Annotated in this window: 14 protein-coding genes and 1 other RNA gene; 11 read left to right on the plus strand and 4 right to left on the minus strand. The window is 41.4% G+C overall.

Annotation, left to right across the window (positions count from 1 at the left end; genetic code table 11):
• Window positions 1–39 precede the first annotated feature (39 nt).
• A complete protein-coding gene (locus ACHFIY_RS12435) occupies window positions 40–990 on the minus strand; it encodes a bifunctional riboflavin kinase/FAD synthetase (protein WP_410846423.1) in 951 nt (316 codons plus the stop codon).
• 76 nt (window positions 991–1066) lie between these two features.
• On the opposite strand from ACHFIY_RS12435, the gene ACHFIY_RS12440 reads away from it, so the two are divergent.
• From ACHFIY_RS12440 to ACHFIY_RS12480, 9 genes are all read left to right on the plus strand, one after another.
• Entirely contained in the window at window positions 1067–1786 is a 720-nt protein-coding gene (locus tag ACHFIY_RS12440) for a gamma-glutamyl-gamma-aminobutyrate hydrolase family protein (protein ID WP_410846424.1), read from the plus strand.
• 236 nt (window positions 1787–2022) lie between these two features.
• Complete coding sequence (locus ACHFIY_RS12445) at window positions 2023–3228, plus strand: cation:proton antiporter (RefSeq protein ID WP_410846425.1); 1206 nt, start codon at window positions 2023–2025, stop codon at window positions 3226–3228.
• Window positions 3229–3438: 210 nt separating this feature from the next.
• Window positions 3439–3723 (plus strand): nucleotidyltransferase family protein, encoded by a 285-nt coding sequence (locus ACHFIY_RS12450; protein WP_410846426.1) that lies wholly within the window; start codon window positions 3439–3441, stop codon window positions 3721–3723.
• A gap of 115 nt (window positions 3724–3838) precedes the next feature.
• Window positions 3839–4384, plus strand: coding sequence for a hypothetical protein (locus ACHFIY_RS12455; RefSeq protein ID WP_410846427.1), 546 nt, complete (start codon window positions 3839–3841; stop codon window positions 4382–4384).
• A gap of 1748 nt (window positions 4385–6132) precedes the next feature.
• On the plus strand, window positions 6133–7428 hold the full coding sequence (locus ACHFIY_RS12460; protein WP_410846428.1) for a type IX secretion system plug protein: 1296 nt from the start codon (window positions 6133–6135) through the stop codon (window positions 7426–7428).
• 73 nt (window positions 7429–7501) lie between these two features.
• Window positions 7502–7601, plus strand: an RNA gene (gene ffs / locus ACHFIY_RS12465) — signal recognition particle sRNA small type.
• A gap of 76 nt (window positions 7602–7677) precedes the next feature.
• Window positions 7678–8328, plus strand: a complete 651-nt coding sequence (gene fsa, locus ACHFIY_RS12470) for a fructose-6-phosphate aldolase (protein WP_410846429.1) — start codon at window positions 7678–7680, stop codon at window positions 8326–8328.
• A 145-nt stretch (window positions 8329–8473) separates the two neighbouring features.
• Window positions 8474–9145: a metal-dependent transcriptional regulator gene (locus ACHFIY_RS12475; protein WP_410846430.1), complete on the plus strand. Its 672-nt coding sequence runs from the start codon at window positions 8474–8476 to the stop codon at window positions 9143–9145.
• The gene (locus ACHFIY_RS12480; protein WP_410846431.1) at window positions 9142–11043 is read left to right on the plus strand and encodes an Nramp family divalent metal transporter; all 1902 of its coding nucleotides are present in this window, start codon (window positions 9142–9144) and stop codon (window positions 11041–11043) included. Before ACHFIY_RS12475 ends, ACHFIY_RS12480 begins: the two co-directional genes overlap by 4 nt.
• 109 nt (window positions 11044–11152) lie before the next feature.
• On the opposite strand, the gene ACHFIY_RS12485 is transcribed toward ACHFIY_RS12480, so the two are convergent.
• The 3 genes from ACHFIY_RS12485 to ACHFIY_RS12495 form a co-directional block, all read right to left on the minus strand.
• Complete coding sequence (locus tag ACHFIY_RS12485; RefSeq protein WP_410846432.1) at window positions 11153–12004, minus strand: prephenate dehydrogenase; 852 nt, start codon at window positions 12002–12004, stop codon at window positions 11153–11155.
• A gap of 76 nt (window positions 12005–12080) precedes the next feature.
• Window positions 12081–13250: a pyridoxal phosphate-dependent aminotransferase gene (locus ACHFIY_RS12490; RefSeq protein WP_410846433.1), complete on the minus strand. Its 1170-nt coding sequence runs from the start codon at window positions 13248–13250 to the stop codon at window positions 12081–12083.
• 90 nt (window positions 13251–13340) lie between these two features.
• The gene (locus tag ACHFIY_RS12495) at window positions 13341–14204 is read right to left on the minus strand and encodes a prephenate dehydratase (protein WP_410846434.1); all 864 of its coding nucleotides are present in this window, start codon (window positions 14202–14204) and stop codon (window positions 13341–13343) included.
• A 460-nt stretch (window positions 14205–14664) separates the two neighbouring features.
• Between ACHFIY_RS12495 and ACHFIY_RS12500 the strand changes: the two genes are divergently transcribed.
• Window positions 14665–15291 carry a hypothetical protein gene (locus tag ACHFIY_RS12500; RefSeq protein ID WP_410846435.1) on the plus strand — a complete coding sequence of 209 codons (627 nt, stop codon included), beginning with the start codon at window positions 14665–14667 and terminating at the stop codon, window positions 15289–15291.
• Window positions 15292–15298: 7 nt separating this feature from the next.
• Window positions 15299–15922 carry a TIR domain-containing protein gene (locus ACHFIY_RS12505; protein WP_410846436.1) on the plus strand — a complete coding sequence of 208 codons (624 nt, stop codon included), beginning with the start codon at window positions 15299–15301 and terminating at the stop codon, window positions 15920–15922.
• Window positions 15923–16025 lie beyond the last annotated feature (103 nt).

Genomic DNA, 16025 nt, shown 5'->3' on the forward strand with positions numbered 1-16025 from the left:
TGAAAACATGAAAAAGTGAAATTTTGAAATGCAACATGGCTACAAGTACCGGCTAGGGTGTAATACCTCTTTAGCTTTCACTGCATCAACCCCCAATTGGGCAATCAAGGCATCTAATCCGGTAAATTTTACCTCCTCCCGTAGGAAAGCATATATCCCTACTTGAATAGTTTGGCCATAAATGTCCCCACTAAAATCAAAAATATGCACTTCTATCACCTGTTTTGTGCCATTGATGGTTGGCCTTATGCCAATATTCATCATCCCCCATACTATGGGTTGTGCCTCACTTAGTTTTACTGATACTGCATACACGCCGTTGGCAGGCACTAGCTTGTCTTCCTGGCTTATCTGCAGGTTGGCAGTAGGGTAGCCAATTGTCCTGCCTAGTTGGTTGCCCTGTATCACCGTGCCTTCAAAGAAATAAGGATAACCTAAAAATTGGTTGGCCGTGGCTATATCATGCTCGTTCAGGGCAGTCCTTATTTTAGTGCTGCTCACCGCCACGGCATTTAATACTTGCTCGTCTATTTCTTTAACGGCAAAGCCTAGTGATGCACCCATGCTTTCCAGCAAGTGGTAGTCGCCACTACGGCCTTTGCCAAAACGATGGTCATAGCCTATGATAACCGTGTGCGGCTTAAAGTAATGGTAGAGGAAGCTCTTGCAATATTCCTCTGCGGTTTGATTGGCAAATTGCGTATCAAACGGCACTACCACCAAGTGGTTGATGCCCGCTTTTTCTAAAAGCATTATTTTTTCATCTAGTGTATTCAGCAATAAAACCTGCCCAGTTTGCGTGCCTACAATAGCCCGTGGGTGGGGGTGGAAGGTAATAATCACTGTTTCGCCACCTGCCTCAGCGGCCGTTTCTTTTAACTGATTTATAATTTGCTGGTGGCCAATATGCACCCCGTCAAAAGTGCCAATGGTAATGATGGCATTCCTAAATGCGGGCAATGCTGCTAAATTTCTGTGTACTTGCATCATATGAAGGATACAAATTTAGGTGTAAGCAGTGTATGTTATTTATCTCAATAAATTTGCACCAAAATAATTACCGTTTATGCCACGCTCCTTAACCATTGGTATTACCAATTATAAAAAGTATGAAGACTACCGCAAATGGATAACCGATGCAAGCCTAGATATAGAGGTAGTTTGCCTGTCAGCCAAGGCTAACAACCTCAATCTAGTATCTACCTGCGATGGCATTGTACTAACAGGAGGGGAAGATGTGCAACCTCATTTATACAATAAACCTGAATACATGCATAGGCTAGACCCCCAGGAAATGAACCCTGAAAGGGATACTTTTGAAATGGAAGTGATAGCTGCCACCCAAAAAGCAGGCAAGCCTATGCTAGGGATATGCAGGGGGCTGCAACTAACCAATGTGTTTTTTGGGGGCAGTTTAGTGCCAGACATACCAACAGTAATTGGCGAGAAAGGACATGGAAAAATAAATGGACAAGACCAGCGGCACGATGTTACCCTACTGCCGGGTTCGCTTATCCATCGCATTACGGGCAAGCAAGCAGGGGTTGTTAATTCTGCCCACCACCAATCTGCAGATGAAATAGGCGAAAGCCTAGTTGTTTCTGCCTTGGCAGAAATGGGGGTTGTAGAGGCATTGGAAAGGAAAGAACCCGAAAATAAACCTTGGTTGCTACTAGTGCAATGGCATCCAGAGCGTATAAGCGATGACCCCAATTTTTCATTAGCTATTAGGAAAGCGTTTTTAGAAGCGGTAATGCTTACTAAGCAAGCACAATTCCCCTCTTGAGGGCTACCGTGTAAACATCTTTTTTAAACCCTTAATAAGAGGGATTTAGGCGAAAAGTAGAGGGGGTTTCTAGCGGTTGGTGGGACACCAACCGCTAGAAAAATTCCCCTCTCGAGGGGTGGCCGTAGGCCGGGGTGGTTATCCCCCCCTTTGCGCCTTCTCTGAGTAAATGGCTCTGCGAACTTTGCGGTTAAACCATTTGCTTCGCTTAACACTTTTCAACTTCAACTACTTATATGCAAGATATTTCTATACCAATCATTATCACCATCTGCGGTTTGCTTTTGGTTGCTTATATATTCGACCTTACAGCTTTCAAGACCAAAATACCATCAGTCATCCTTTTGCTTGTCCTCGGCTGGGGTACCAGGCAAGGCGCCGATATGATGGTGAGCGTAAAAATACCTAACCTGTCTTTCCTGCTGCCCATATTAGGTACGCTTGGGTTGATATTGATTGTGCTGGAAGGCTCGTTAGAGCTGGAATTGAACAAATCGAAACTGCCAGTACTCAAAAAGTCATTTGTTGTTGCTTTTCTCCCCATGTTGGCCATTAGCTTTTTAACTGCCACTGGGCTGCACTACCTGCAAGGCTTCCCTTTCAAAGACAGCCTCGAAAATATCATCCCCCTATGTGTTATCAGCAGCGCCATTGCCATCCCAACCGCAAGGAACTTGTCGGGAGGCAACAAAGAGTTTATTACTTACGAAAGTAGTATGTCAGACATAATTGGCGTTTTGTTTTTCAACTTTATAGCCTTGAACGAAACCATTTCAATGCACTCAGTAGGGCATTTTTTTGTGGAGTTGCTCAGTATTTGCGTTGTTACATTTGCTGCCACGGTTGGGCTTGTGTTTTTATTAAACAAGATAGACCACCACATAAAACATATCCCCATTGTTATATTGGTGATATTGATTTATGCACTCTCTAAAATATACCACCTGCCTGCACTGGTTTTTATCTTGTTTTTTGGTCTTTTCCTCAGCAATTTGGATGAAATAAAACAACTGGAATGGATTAGCAAAAAGGGAATGAAAAATTTAAAAACAGAAGTGCACCGCTTTTCCGAGATTGTAACAGAAGCGGCATTTTTAATAAGGGCCTTGTTTTTTATCCTGTTCGGCTACCTGATAGAGGCAAAAGAAATATTAGACACGCAAACCCTGGGCTTTGCCGTAGGCATAGTAGTGGGTATTTTCATTATCCGTGCCGGTGTTTTAAAACTGGCCAAGCTACCCGTTTTGCCCTTGTTGTTTATAGCCCCAAGGGGGTTAATTACCATACTATTGTTCCTCGCCATCCCTGCTTCGCAATCCATTGCTGCCATCAACCGCTCATTGGTAATACAAGTCATTATTTTAACTGCATTGATAATGATGATTGGGCTGATGAGCCACAAAGTGAAGGAGGAAGAGCCAGTAGCTAAAGAAGCGGGATAGCTAATCATGCAAAGCATTTAAGTGCAAAGGCTTCTCTTTTTGCTTGCCCCTCGCCTTCGGAGAGGGGTTGGGGTGAGGTCTCTCCAGGGTTGCCAACCTTCAAAAGGTTGGCAACCCTTATCAACGGACTTTTGGATGTAAAGCTGCGGTTTCGCCTTATCTTACTAATTTCTTTGTAAACAAATAACACATTTATATTAATTTGCAGCAATGGACAACGAAATACTCGATATACTAAGGAAAAACAAAACGGAAATTTTTGGCAAATATCCTTTGGCTAGTATGGCGGTGTTTGGTTCGTATAGCAGGGGCGATAACAAGGAAAATAGCGATATAGATATTCTCGTAGAAATAAATGGGGTAATGGGCTTCAAATTCCTGCAACTTAACTACGAAATGGAAGCATTGCTAAAAAAGCCCGTTGATTTAATATCTAAAAGGGGGCTGAAGCCAGCCTTTTTACAGCAAATCGAACCAGAACTAATATATGTCTAAGAGAAATAATTATAAGTCGTTTGTAAAACATTAGCAATACGCTTATTTTTGTATGTATTGGTGCAAAAGGATTGCACCAATATAAGCATTATAAGTAACCTTTGAGCAACATAGTATGACTGTATCAAAAGCAATAAGAGCCTTAGATAACTTAAAATCAAAAATCCCAACCGATGAGGAGAGCGAAACACTTTGGCTGACACAAACCTCATCGTTTATTAAACTGTTTTTTGGGCAAGAGTCTAAAGAATATAAGTTCATAAATAACTTTTCTTTTAAAGATTCAGTTTTCAGACCTTCGGAGTTTTGGAAAGAAAGTTGGAAAGGTTATGACCCTAACCCTCAACCAAAAACTGACTATAAAAAAACAGCAACTCTATACCTGGATGATTGCATAGAAACTTTAAAAATTAAAGGACTTTACTGTAATCCAGAGCAATCTATTTTAAAGTTTCTTTTTAGTTCAAAAAATTGGTATTTGACAAGTTCTTTTATTGCAATAATCTATACTGCTGGCATAATGACAGCCAAGTTGACAATCACAGAAAAAAGCGAAAAGCAATTAGCTTCTTCTTCTTTCATTGCCAAGTCTGACACTATACCCAATAAAAAATCCAATATAGAACTGAAAGCTACCGATACAAATAGTATAAATAAGTAAATTTTCTTTATTAACGTATAGAGTGCATTGTACCTTCAGGGTAAACGCATCAAAATTCTTTTTGCTCGAATCTTCGAGTTTGACACCAGTCCTGGCATAAGCCACCTTATTTTATCCGGTCAGCCGCAGGCTGATTGAAAAAAATGCGCAGCATATTTTTTTCAAAGGATAAAATAGAGTGGCGTTGCCAGGACGAAGCCCGCCGGCTATGAGGCAAAAGGACTGAAAAGAAGCATTTTTGAATAAAATAGGCAATTAGGCGCAGATTAAATTTTGATGCGTTTGCCCTGATTGTACCTTCCTTAAGCTTGTTTTGTTTTGCCTAGTTGGTCTTAGCTCCATTCTTCGCCGTTGTTGTGTCTCACCTTGGCGTAAAGTTCTCAACTCGGCTTAGAGTTCCCAAATAAAAAGTCCCGTTGGGCGTATGTCTCCTGACTACGCCCCAGTGTTTGCAAATCTCTGATTTGCGTCTTCATAAAACCCAGACAGCACAAGAGCTTAGGGCATTTAGGGTTCATTTACCAATAGCCAATAATAACTTTTTCAAAATACTAATATATTTAGTTTATTTTCGTGCAATATTTAGCTTAAAACAAGGAGGCAAAACAACCCAAGCTATATCGTAGTTCTTTTTTTATTAATATTAAAATAGTTGTAGTACCCAATAAGGTTTTGTTTTATCGGCATAGAATCACTCACAAATCACTCACTTTTTCTCACAAATCACTCATAAATCACGCACAAATCACTCAAAAAGTACGCACAAAACACTCGCAAAACACTCAAAAAAATTTGTCTATATTGTTGATAATCAATAGTTTAATTGAGCGAAGATGATTTTTTGAAAAACGACAAAGGAGCAAAAATGCCCGAAAAAGGCAAAACTGAAACTATTTTAATAAAAAACTCGGCACAATAGGCATTATAAAAAATGTGCAAGTGTTTTGTTTTTGCCCTCGCCTTTTCCTGCTCCCTCTCCCTTTGGAGCTAGGGTATATACACATCTTTTTTAGGCTTTTTAATTTGACTCAAATAGATGGATTTAAGGAAAATCTTGCATAAAAGCACTTGAATTTTGTCAACCATTGGCTCCCCCTCGCCTTTGGAGAGGGGGTTGGGGGGTGAGGTTTACAAGCTTAAGGGCAACACCTACCTCAATAGGAGTTGTGTATATACGCTACCCCTTTGGAGAGGGCTGGGGTGAGGTCGGGGCTGGGGTGAGGTCTAGTCTAGGTTGCCCCAGCCTTAGTTCTTAGCATCGTCGCACTATGTTTAACATCAAAATTAAAAAGTTTTAATATGTTCATTGTAGGCTCAAAAAAACTAAAAAAAACACTCATTTTTCTGCTAAAAGTAAGCACGAAATATGCAAAAACTAAGCACAAAATATGCAGAAAGTAAGCATAAAATATGCAAAAAGTAAGCACAAAATATGCAAAAAGTAAGCACAAAATATGCACAAAATACGCACTTAAAAAAAGCATAAAACACTGTATTTCAATGAGTTATCACTTATGTAAACACTGGAAATAAAATCGGGGCAGCAAAAGTCAGCAAAAACAAGCGGGAAATACCCCTAAAAATGGGTCATAAAAGTGTTTGCTTGGCCTCCCATCAAGGTTGCATTCAATGATCGGTTGGCGCTAACCAACACCTCAAAAAAAAGAATTAGCCATATTTTATCCTTGAATTTATCGGAGAATGGACGCTAAAGACTATTTTTATAAAAAGATTACCACTTACCACTTATGACTTACTACTTGCGCCTTGCTACTTACGCCTTATGCCTTTTGCCCCTTACCTTACTTGCCCAACGCCAGCCAGATAAAATATACATGCCATCTATCCATGCCGTGAAACTGTACAAGCAAGGTAACCAGGAAAGCGTGGCCATGATAAAGCTAAACTCCGGCGACCAGTTAGAACTTCATTTTGACGATTTGGGCGACGACATTAAAAACTATTACTACACTTACCAATTGTGCAATGCCGACTGGCAGCCTGCCGACCTAAGCAGTTTCGACTACCTGAAAGGCTACCAGCAGCAGCACCTGAACCAGTACCGTGTTGCTTCCATTGCCCTTACGCATTATATACACTACCAAACGCTATTGCCCGACAAGAACTGTATGCCCACCAGAAGCGGCAATTATTTGCTAAAAGTGTTCTTGGATGGCGACACATCGCAACTAGCGTTTACCAAAAGGTTGTATGTGGTGGATAGCCGAGCAGGCGTTATTGGCAGCATCCAGCAGCCTTTTGACAACCAACTAACACAAACGCACCAAAAACTACAGTTTAGTGTAGATATTACCCAGCTAAACGCTTCTAATCCTTCACAGCAAATAAAAGTAGCCGCCGTGCAAAATTATAAATGGGACGATGCTATTGTGGATATGCAGCCTTCCTTTATCAGGGGCAACCTGTTGGAATACAATGGGGAGCAGGATTTTTTATTTGAAGCTGGCAAAGAATACCGCTGGGTGGACCTGCGTAGCTTCCGCTTTGAAAGCGAAAGGATAGACCGTATCAATAAAAATGTGCAGCCCAATATTGTATTTGTAAAGCCAGATGGCAACCTGAATAAGCAGCGGTATCTATTGTATCAAGACAATAATGGCTGGATGGATATAGCCACCACTGAATCGGTAAATACCTGGTGGCAAACAGACTATGCCAATGTTATATTTACCTATTGGCCAGATGGTGGGCAACCCCTTGCAGGCAAGAATTTGTATTTGGTAGGCGAGATGACACAAAACCGTTTTGATGAAGACAGCAGGATGGTTTTCAACCCATCGAAGGGAGTTTACCAAAAAGCATTACTGCTAAAGCAGGGGTATTATGGATACAGCTATGCCACAAAAGATGTAAACAAACCAGATATGCACGCCAGCCCGGCAGCAACCGAAGGCAACTACTGGGAAGCCGAAAACGATTACATGATTTTGGTATATTATAGGTCGTACAGTGGAAGGCACGACGAACTGGTGGGCATGGTAAAGCTAAATTCAATAACCAATAGGGCAGGGGCAGGGTTTTAAGTTAGTGGTTAAAATATTGGACTTTTTACAAAATTCCTTTGTTCATTTCCCAAGCATCCCCTACATTTGCAGTCGGCAGGTCTTACACGACCAGCTCCTGCTGAACCTCCCCAGGGTAGGAATACAGCAAGGATAGGCGGTTGTAGCGGTGCGATGTGAGTAGCCTGCCGATTTTTTTCCCTTCTTTATCTAACAGGGGATGACATGTAGATAGAAATTCTATAATAGTTACTTACTCAAATTGAATCCATGAAATTTTTTATTGACACAGCAAATTTGGCCCAAATAAAGGAAGCCAACGATTTAGGTATTTTGGATGGTGTAACAACCAACCCGTCTTTAATGGCTAAGGAAGGCATCAAAGGCACAGAAGCTATTTTGCAGCACTACAAAACCATTTGTGAAATGGTTGATGGCGACATTAGTGCAGAAGTATTGTCTGTAACTTTTGACGAGATTGTAGCAGAAGGTAAAATATTAGCAGCCATCCACCCCAATATAATAGTGAAAGTACCGATGATAAAAGAAGGTATCAAAGCTATTAAATGGTTTACAGACAATGGCATTAAAACAAACTGCACATTGGTTTTCAGTGCTGGCCAAGCTATTTTGGCTGCAAAAGCAGGTGCTACTTATTTGTCTCCATTTATTGGCCGTATAGACGATACCAACTGGGATGGCGTTGATTTGATTGCACAAATAGCAAATATCTACTCTATCCAAGGTTTTGAAACACAAATTTTGGCTGCTTCTATCCGCAACCCTTTGCATATTATCAAATGTGCCGAAGCCGGTGCAGATGTTTGTACCTGCCCATTAGATTCTATCTTAGGCTTGTTGAAACACCCATTAACCGACATTGGTTTGGCCAAGTTCTTGGAAGATGCCAAGAAAATGTAGTTTTTTAGGAAAATTATAATTTTATATAAAAAATACCGCAAGTGCTATGCTTGCGGTATTTTTTGTTTGTTACTGAAAGCTAAACTTTAAATATATTTTAGAATAACAAATCAAAAGTTTTAGATTTGCCTAAAATTATATTTTAGTGATAGATAATTTATCCCCGACAGAAGAAAATTATATAAAGGCCATTTACCACCTGCAAAAAACCGACGACAATGTTAGCACCAACGACGTGGCAGAGCGGTTGAACACCAAAGCTGCTTCGGTTACCGACATGCTGAAAAAGCTGAATACCAAAAAAATATTGAACTACGAGAAATACAAAGGCTTCACGCTTAGCTTTGAAGGCGAAAAAATAGCCCTTGCAATTGTGCGCAAACACCGCCTGTGGGAATATTTCCTGGTAGAAACCTTGCAGTTTGGCTGGGATGAAGTACATGCAATAGCCGAAGAACTAGAACATATAACCAGCAAAAAATTAATTGAACGGCTGGATAACTTCCTCGGCAATCCCCGCTTCGACCCTCACGGCGACCCTATACCAGACAGCAACGGACAAATGGAAAAATTGGTACAGGTAAACCTAGTGGATTTGCCCGTTGGGCAAGAAGCAAAAGTAAGCGCAGTGGGCAGCCAAAGCACCGAGCTGCTGGAACTGCTTACGCACAAAAGCATTGCCATAGGCACCAATATTACCATTAAACGCAAATTCACTTTCGATCATTCCATGGAGATAGAAACAAACGGGCAGGTGGCATTTACCATCAGCCAGCAACTGGCACAAGCATTATTTGTAAAAAAGACGGGTATATGAGTACAAGCAGCACACACAACGAAACCTCTTTAGGCGAAGTTCACTCATCTGTTGACACTACCCAGCCCCGCAAGGGCTTTAGGCGCATACTGGCCTATTTTGGCCCTGCATACTTAGTAAGCGTGGGCTATATGGATCCGGGCAACTGGGCTACAGATCTGCAAGGCGGTGCACAGTTTGGCTACCAGCTAATCTGGGTATTGCTGATGAGCAACCTCATGGCTTTGTTACTGCAAAGCCTTAGTGCCAGGCTAGGCATTGTGCGGCGTAAAGACTTAGCACAAGCCAACAGGGAAATTTACCCGCCCGTTGTTAATTTTTGCCTCTACATACTAGCCGAGCTGGCCATTGCAGCTTGCGATTTGGCCGAAGTACTGGGCATGGCAATAGGTATTTATTTATTAACTGCGCTGCCGCTTATCTGGGGTGTTGCTTTCACCATTTTAGATACGTTTTTGCTCATGTGGCTGCAAAAGCTAGGCATACGCAAGCTGGAAGCATTCATTATTTCATTGGTGGCAATTATTGGGTTTTCGTTTTTGCTGGAATTGATATTTGCAAAACCCCACCTAGGCGAAGTACTGAAAGGCTTTATACCAGTAAAGCTAAACAAGGCATCGTTGTATATAGCCGTTGGCATTATTGGCGCAACAGTAATGCCCCACAACCTATACCTGCATTCTGCCTTGGTGCAAACAAGGAAAATAAGCACCGATGTGCCAGGCATAAAAAGGGCGTTGAAGTACAACTTTATCGACAGTTTCATTGCCTTGAATGGTGCTTTTTTGGTAAATGCAGCCATACTAATACTCGCTGCAAGTGTATTTTTTGCATCGGGGAATACAGGCGTAGCCAAAATAGAAGACGCCTACCGCCTGCTTAGCCCTTTGCTAGGCAATAAATTAGCCCCCACGCTGTTTGCTATTGCCTTGATAGCTGCTGGGCAAAGCTCTACCATCACAGGTACCATGGCTGGCCAGATAGTAATGGAAGGGTACCTAAGCCTGCGGATAGACCCCTTGCTAAGAAGGTTGATTACAAGGCTGATTGCCATTGTGCCTGCCGCTATTGTGATTTTTGTTTATGGAGACCAAAAAGTTGATGACTTACTAGTGTTTAGCCAAGTAGTACTAAGCCTGCAATTGGGCTTCGCCATTGTACCATTGATACATTTTGTAAGCGATAAAAAAACGATGGGCGAGTTTGCCATTGGAAATGCTACCAAAATATTGGCATGGACTATTGCCATTATATTGGTGTATTTGAATGTGCAATTAGTGGCTGAAAAAATGACGGAAGTGTTTGTGCAGGAGGGGCATTTGATAGCAAAGGTAGTAACAAGTATTGCGGCATTGTTGTTTGCTTGGTTATTCATCACCATGACTGTATTGCCTATAATTCAAAGCCGGAAGGGCTTTAAAAGCGTGGACATGCACCCTGCGGCATTACCATTGAACGACCTTGCCACCAGGGCAATCCATCAAATAGTAGTAGCATTAGACTTTAGCGACAACGATGGCAAATTAATAGCCCAGGCTATTGCCCAGGGGAATAAAGATGCCCATTATACGCTATTGCATATTATTGAAAGCGTATCGGCCAACTATTTAGGTGCAGCCAGCGATGATACCGAGACACAGAAAGACACGGAAAGGCTTAAAGGTTATGCGGTGCAATTGGAGGAACTAGGCTATAACGTAACCATAAAATTAGGATACAGGAACAGGGTGAAGGAAATTGTACGGCTAGTAAAAGAAGCCAATGCAGACTTGCTTGTAGTAGGCGCCCACCGCCATAGGGGCATTAAAGATTTTTTATTTGGCGAGACGATAGACTCGGTAAGGCATGATTTAGATATTGCCGTGTTAATTGTAAATGTTTATGCCTCTAAGAAGTAGGGGATTTCAAATGCAATCATTTTGCCACTAATGGATGAATAAGAACGAATAAAAAATATTAGTGTCCATTCGTGCATTAGTGGCAAAAGTATTTCTTAGCAATTTTCCCCTACTTCAAAATCCTATTAATCTTATTAGCATTCACCATCAATTCCTGCAAATATTCCATATTCTCTTTTTCCAGGCAAGCCTTGAATTTACGGAGCTGTGTGATATGCTCGTTCAGCACATCCAGCACATTTTCCCGGTTTTGCATAAAAATAGGCGCCCACATGGCGGGGCTACTCTTAGCTAGTCGAACTGTACTTTCAAAACCACCACCTGCAAGGTCAAAAATGGTGTGTTCTTCTTTTTCCTTCTCCAATACTGTATTGGCAAGGGCAAAGGAAGTAATATGCGATATATGGCTGATATAGGCAGCGTGCATGTCGTGGGCGGCTGCATCCATGTATATCATGTTCATGCCCAATGTTTTATAGATGTCTTCAATAACATCCACTATTACTACATCACTTTTTTCCTTCTCGCAAATAACACATGCCCTGCCTTTAAAAGCATCCCTAACGGCTGCCTCGGGGCCACTGTATTCCGTACCCCACATGGGGTGGGTGGCCACAAAGCGGTGGCGCATGGGGTGGTTTGCCAAGGCTTCACAAAGGGCATGTTTGGTAGAGCCAGCATCAGCCACAAATTGTTTTTCGGTAATGGTGTCTAAAATGGTTTCCATAATGGGTATGGTGGCATCTACGGGTATGGCCACATAAATAAAATCAGCTTTCTGGATGGCATCCACCAATGGCAATACCTCATCCACAATGCCCAGCTCCACCGCTTTTTTGCCACTGGCTTCCGTGCGGCTAACACCGATAATATGCTTTGCAAAACCCTTGTCTCGCAATGCCAGTGCAAAAGAGCCACTAATAAGCCCCACACCCACAATGGTTACCGTTAAATTCTCCATGACTAATAATGATGCTTTTTTAAAATCCGAATAAGGGTAACCGTAAGGTATACACCTACTTACTACTTACTACTTACTACTTATCACTTACCACCCTCCTTATCGCTTCCTCAAATTTTTCAATGCTTCCGCAAAGGCTTACCCTTATGTACCCATTGCCAGCACTGCCAAAAATGCCTCCTGGCGTGATGAATACATTGCTATTATATAACACATCGTCGCTTAGTGTATACCCATCTTTATAGGTTGCAGGTATTTTTGCCCAGACAAACATGCCTACTTGGTTTTTGGAGTAATCGCATTGCAATACGTCTAACAGTTCAAATACTTTTACCCTGCGTTCACGGTAAACAGTGTTGATACTGTCGTACCAGTCTTTGCCCAAGCCTAGAGCGACAGCAGCGGCCAATTGAAGGGGTAAAAACATGCCACTGTCCATATTGCTTTTAAAGCGCAGCACTTCGTCTATCCTTTCTTTGGCGGCTATCAGCATTCCAATGCGCCATCCAGCCATGTTTTGGCTTTTGCTGAGGGAGTTTAGTTCCAGTACCACATCTTTTGCACCTTCCAAACTCAATAGGCTCATTGGGTTATCGTTCAAAATAAAGCTATATGGGTTGTCGTGTACTATCAGTATCCCATGTTCACGGGCAAAGGCAACCAATTGCTTTAAAACTTCCACATTTGGCAATTCGCCAGTCGGCATGTGGGGATAGTTCACAAACATCAATTTGATATTTGTTGTATCCAACGCTGCCAAAACAGTTAAATCGGGCTGCCAACTGTTTGCTTCCGTCAATTCATAATCCAGGCAAGTGCCACCAGCTAGTTTCACTGCGCTGCGGTAAGTAGGGTAGCCTGGGTTGGGAACTAACGCAATATCGCCATCGTTCAAATAGGTCATGCAGATATGCATAATGCCTTCCTTGCTGCCAATCAAGGGCAATATTTCGGTGTCGGGGTTTACATCTACTCCGTACCATTTTTTATACCAATTACTAATGGCATTCCTTAAAACTGGCGATCCTTTGTATGACTGGTAGGCATGGACATTTGGCTTGGCACTTTCTTCCTGCAATACTTTTATCACATCTGGGTGAGGCGGCAAATCGGGGCTGCCAATGCCTAGGCTGATGATGTTTTTGCCTTGCTTGTTCAAGTCGTCAATCTCCCGAAGTTTTTGGGAGAAATAATATTCGCCAATGCCCTCTAGGCGGCTGGAAGTATGTATTTGTTTTACTGGCATAGTATCGTTGTTTTACCCCCAATCCCCTAAAGGGGGAAGAGGATGAGAAATCGGTCGCTAAATTCCTAATTCCTAATTTATAATTCTTAATTAAACCTGCCCATTCTTATACACCCCAAATACCTTTATTGCTTCTGTGCAGGAGCATGATGCAAGTGTACCCATCACGGCATTAAATTGCGAAAGGGTCGCAAATTCAAGGTCTGCATGGAAACTGTATTTGAAATTGGTGCCAGCTATAGGCATACTCTGCAGTTTGCTTAGGTTGATGCCGCCATCCGCAATGGTAGCCAACACTTTAGCAAGGCTGCCTTTGGTATGGTCGGTTACAAAATTGATAGAAGCTTTGTTGGCACTTTCTATTTCATTTGTTTCCGTTGCCCTTTGCAGTATTAAAAACCGGGTATAATTGCTTTTTTGCGTGTGGATATTGGGTACTATAACTTCCAATTCAAACAAATCGGCAGCCAATTGGCTGGCTACCGCTGCTATATGTTTGCTTTTGCGTTGATGCACATGCTTGGCACTCAGTGCCGTGTCTTCAGTTTCCACCAGCTTCCAGTTGCGTTGCCCTAGGTATTCCATGCACTGCTGTATGGCCATGTGGTGGGAGTGTACTTCGTGTATATCTTCCAGTTTTACGCCCGGGTTTACCAACAACTGCTGCTGTATAGGTAGATATACCTCGCCTACAATTTTTAATGCGTCTGTATTTTGGAGCAAAGTATAGTTGGGCAATATGCTGCCCGCAATTGAGTTTTCAATGGCCATCACGCCACCGCCGCTTAAAGTGGCATCACTGGCAATCCTTATTACTTCCCTGAACGTGGCACAGGGTATCACTTGTATTTGGCTGCCAAAATATTGCTCTGCCGCCACTTGGTGAAAACTGCCTTCATAGCCTTGTATCGACACGCTGCCCTGCATATTCCATTTCACATCCGTCTTGCTCATATTGTTCCTTTAATGGGTGCATAAAAGTTTTTCACTTTGCCCCTCGCCTTTGGAGAGGGGTTGGGGTGAGGTTTTACTAAAAATTCGAAAACCTTTTTGCTCCCCTTTAATCCCTTGCAACAGGGGCAAAAAAAATCCCAACCATTTAGGCAGGGATTGTATCTCGTTTGTTATTACTTTTTTAGTATTTACAATACAACCCTGCTACTTTTTTCAAAGTAGTAATAAAAGAAAAAACCAAAGATTGTATTTGCTATCATGTTTGTCATCAGGCTTCAAATATAGGCATAGGTTGTAATGTGGCAAATATTTTTTAGTAAAGAGGGTATTAAAGTTGTTTTTGAATGCGTTTAAAAGTAAATCTTTTGAAAACTAGAAGATATATTTGTAAGGTTGAAAAACCGAATTTCAGTTTACTCAATTCTAGGGTTTTATTAACTGGGATATATACAATCATTGCATGAACGAAATAGAAAAAAAATTGAGGATGAAAACCATATTTATTTCTGGAAGTGCCGAAAGCTATGGACAGTGGAACAAAGCCGAGGCAGAATCTTTCATATACCTGTTAAGCAAAAAAATAGTTGCAGCAAATTATAAAATTGTGAATGGTTTTGGCTGGGGCATTGGCCGCACAGTCATTAACGGTGCTTTGGAAGCAGTTTATGAAAAGCCCACAAAATACACAAAAGACCAACTGATTTTAAAGCCATTTCCTAAATTGGAAACCGAAGAAAAGCCCATACCTATACTTTGGGACGAATACAGGCAAAAAATGATTTCATTGGCAGGGATTGCTATTTTTATTTTTGGAAATAAGCAAGACAAAGAAGGAAATATTGTAGCTGCAAACGGAGTGATGCGGGAATTTGAAATTGCTACCCAGCAAGGTTTGATCCCAATACCCATTGCAGCATCGGGCTATGCAAGCAACGATATTTTCAATCAAATATTTGCCAATCCAGAGAAATATTATGCTGGCGTAGAATGGATAATGCCATTTATAAAAGAACTAGCAACAGAAAAACTAATGATAAATGAACTGGTGCAAAAAATAGTGTTGATGATACATAAATTAAATAAATAAATAAAGCGTGGCAAGACGTGTTTTTTTTAGCTTCGACTACCAAGATATTATTGAATTCAGGGGGAATGTAGTACGCAACCATACCCTTACGAAAGATAACTACGCTGGTTGTTTTGACGCTTCCATTTGGGAAGAAGCAAAAAAAACAAGCGAGGTCGCACTAAAAAGGTTAATCAACAGGTGCTTAAAAAATACATCTGTTACCTGTGTCTTGGTAGGGTCTGATACTTATGACAGGCGATGGGTATATTATGAAATAATGAAAAGCCTAAAAAAGGGTAACCACCTGCTTGCCATACACATCAACACTATCAAAGGGAAGGACGGTAAAACAAAGCCAAAAGGGAGAAATCCATTCTATTATTTGGGTTATTCATTCGATAAAAAAGGAAAAAAACTAAACCTCCATTATTTGGATGCAGATAAATGGGTAAAGTACCCAGACTTGGCGGGCTGGCATGTAAGGCAAGTAGAAGAAAAAGACCGGGATAAAATATTCAGGTTATCAGATATTTGCCCTATTTACGACTGGGTTGAAGATGGTGGATACGAACATTTTTCGGCTTGGGTAGAAACGCCTGTTAAAAAAAATGTGCTTCCTGTTAGGGATAGAAAGAAAAAAATCATATAAACTAGTTTCATCCTGGATATAAAAGCGGTAGTGAAGCCAATGCAATTATTGCTTTGACAAAGCAACTTAAGTAAGAAGAAGCTATTTTTGTTCTCAATTACAA

It is taken from the genome of Parasediminibacterium schistidii, assembly GCF_046546515.1.
In the GTDB taxonomy this organism is placed as follows: domain Bacteria; phylum Bacteroidota; class Bacteroidia; order Chitinophagales; family Chitinophagaceae; genus Parasediminibacterium.

What these genes read in the sequence shown, in the direction of transcription:
- ACHFIY_RS12480 (WP_410846431.1), top strand. Translation starts at nt 9,142, where the DNA reads ATGAGTACAAGCAGCACACACAACGAAACCTCTTTAGGCGAAGTTCAC.
- ACHFIY_RS12485 (WP_410846432.1), bottom strand. Translation starts at nt 12,004, where the DNA reads ATGGAGAATTTAACGGTAACCATTGTGGGTGTGGGGCTTATTAGTGGC.
- ACHFIY_RS12500 (WP_410846435.1), top strand. Translation starts at nt 14,665, where the DNA reads ATGAACGAAATAGAAAAAAAATTGAGGATGAAAACCATATTTATTTCT.
- ACHFIY_RS12440 (WP_410846424.1), top strand. Translation starts at nt 1,067, where the DNA reads ATGCCACGCTCCTTAACCATTGGTATTACCAATTATAAAAAGTATGAA.
- ACHFIY_RS12490 (WP_410846433.1), bottom strand. Translation starts at nt 13,250, where the DNA reads ATGCCAGTAAAACAAATACATACTTCCAGCCGCCTAGAGGGCATTGGC.
- ACHFIY_RS12450 (WP_410846426.1), top strand. Translation starts at nt 3,439, where the DNA reads ATGGACAACGAAATACTCGATATACTAAGGAAAAACAAAACGGAAATT.
- ACHFIY_RS12460 (WP_410846428.1), top strand. Translation starts at nt 6,133, where the DNA reads ATGACTTACTACTTGCGCCTTGCTACTTACGCCTTATGCCTTTTGCCC.
- fsa (WP_410846429.1), top strand. Translation starts at nt 7,678, where the DNA reads ATGAAATTTTTTATTGACACAGCAAATTTGGCCCAAATAAAGGAAGCC.
- ACHFIY_RS12445 (WP_410846425.1), top strand. Translation starts at nt 2,023, where the DNA reads ATGCAAGATATTTCTATACCAATCATTATCACCATCTGCGGTTTGCTT.
- ACHFIY_RS12455 (WP_410846427.1), top strand. Translation starts at nt 3,839, where the DNA reads ATGACTGTATCAAAAGCAATAAGAGCCTTAGATAACTTAAAATCAAAA.
- ACHFIY_RS12435 (WP_410846423.1), bottom strand. Translation starts at nt 990, where the DNA reads ATGATGCAAGTACACAGAAATTTAGCAGCATTGCCCGCATTTAGGAAT.
- ACHFIY_RS12495 (WP_410846434.1), bottom strand. Translation starts at nt 14,204, where the DNA reads ATGAGCAAGACGGATGTGAAATGGAATATGCAGGGCAGCGTGTCGATA.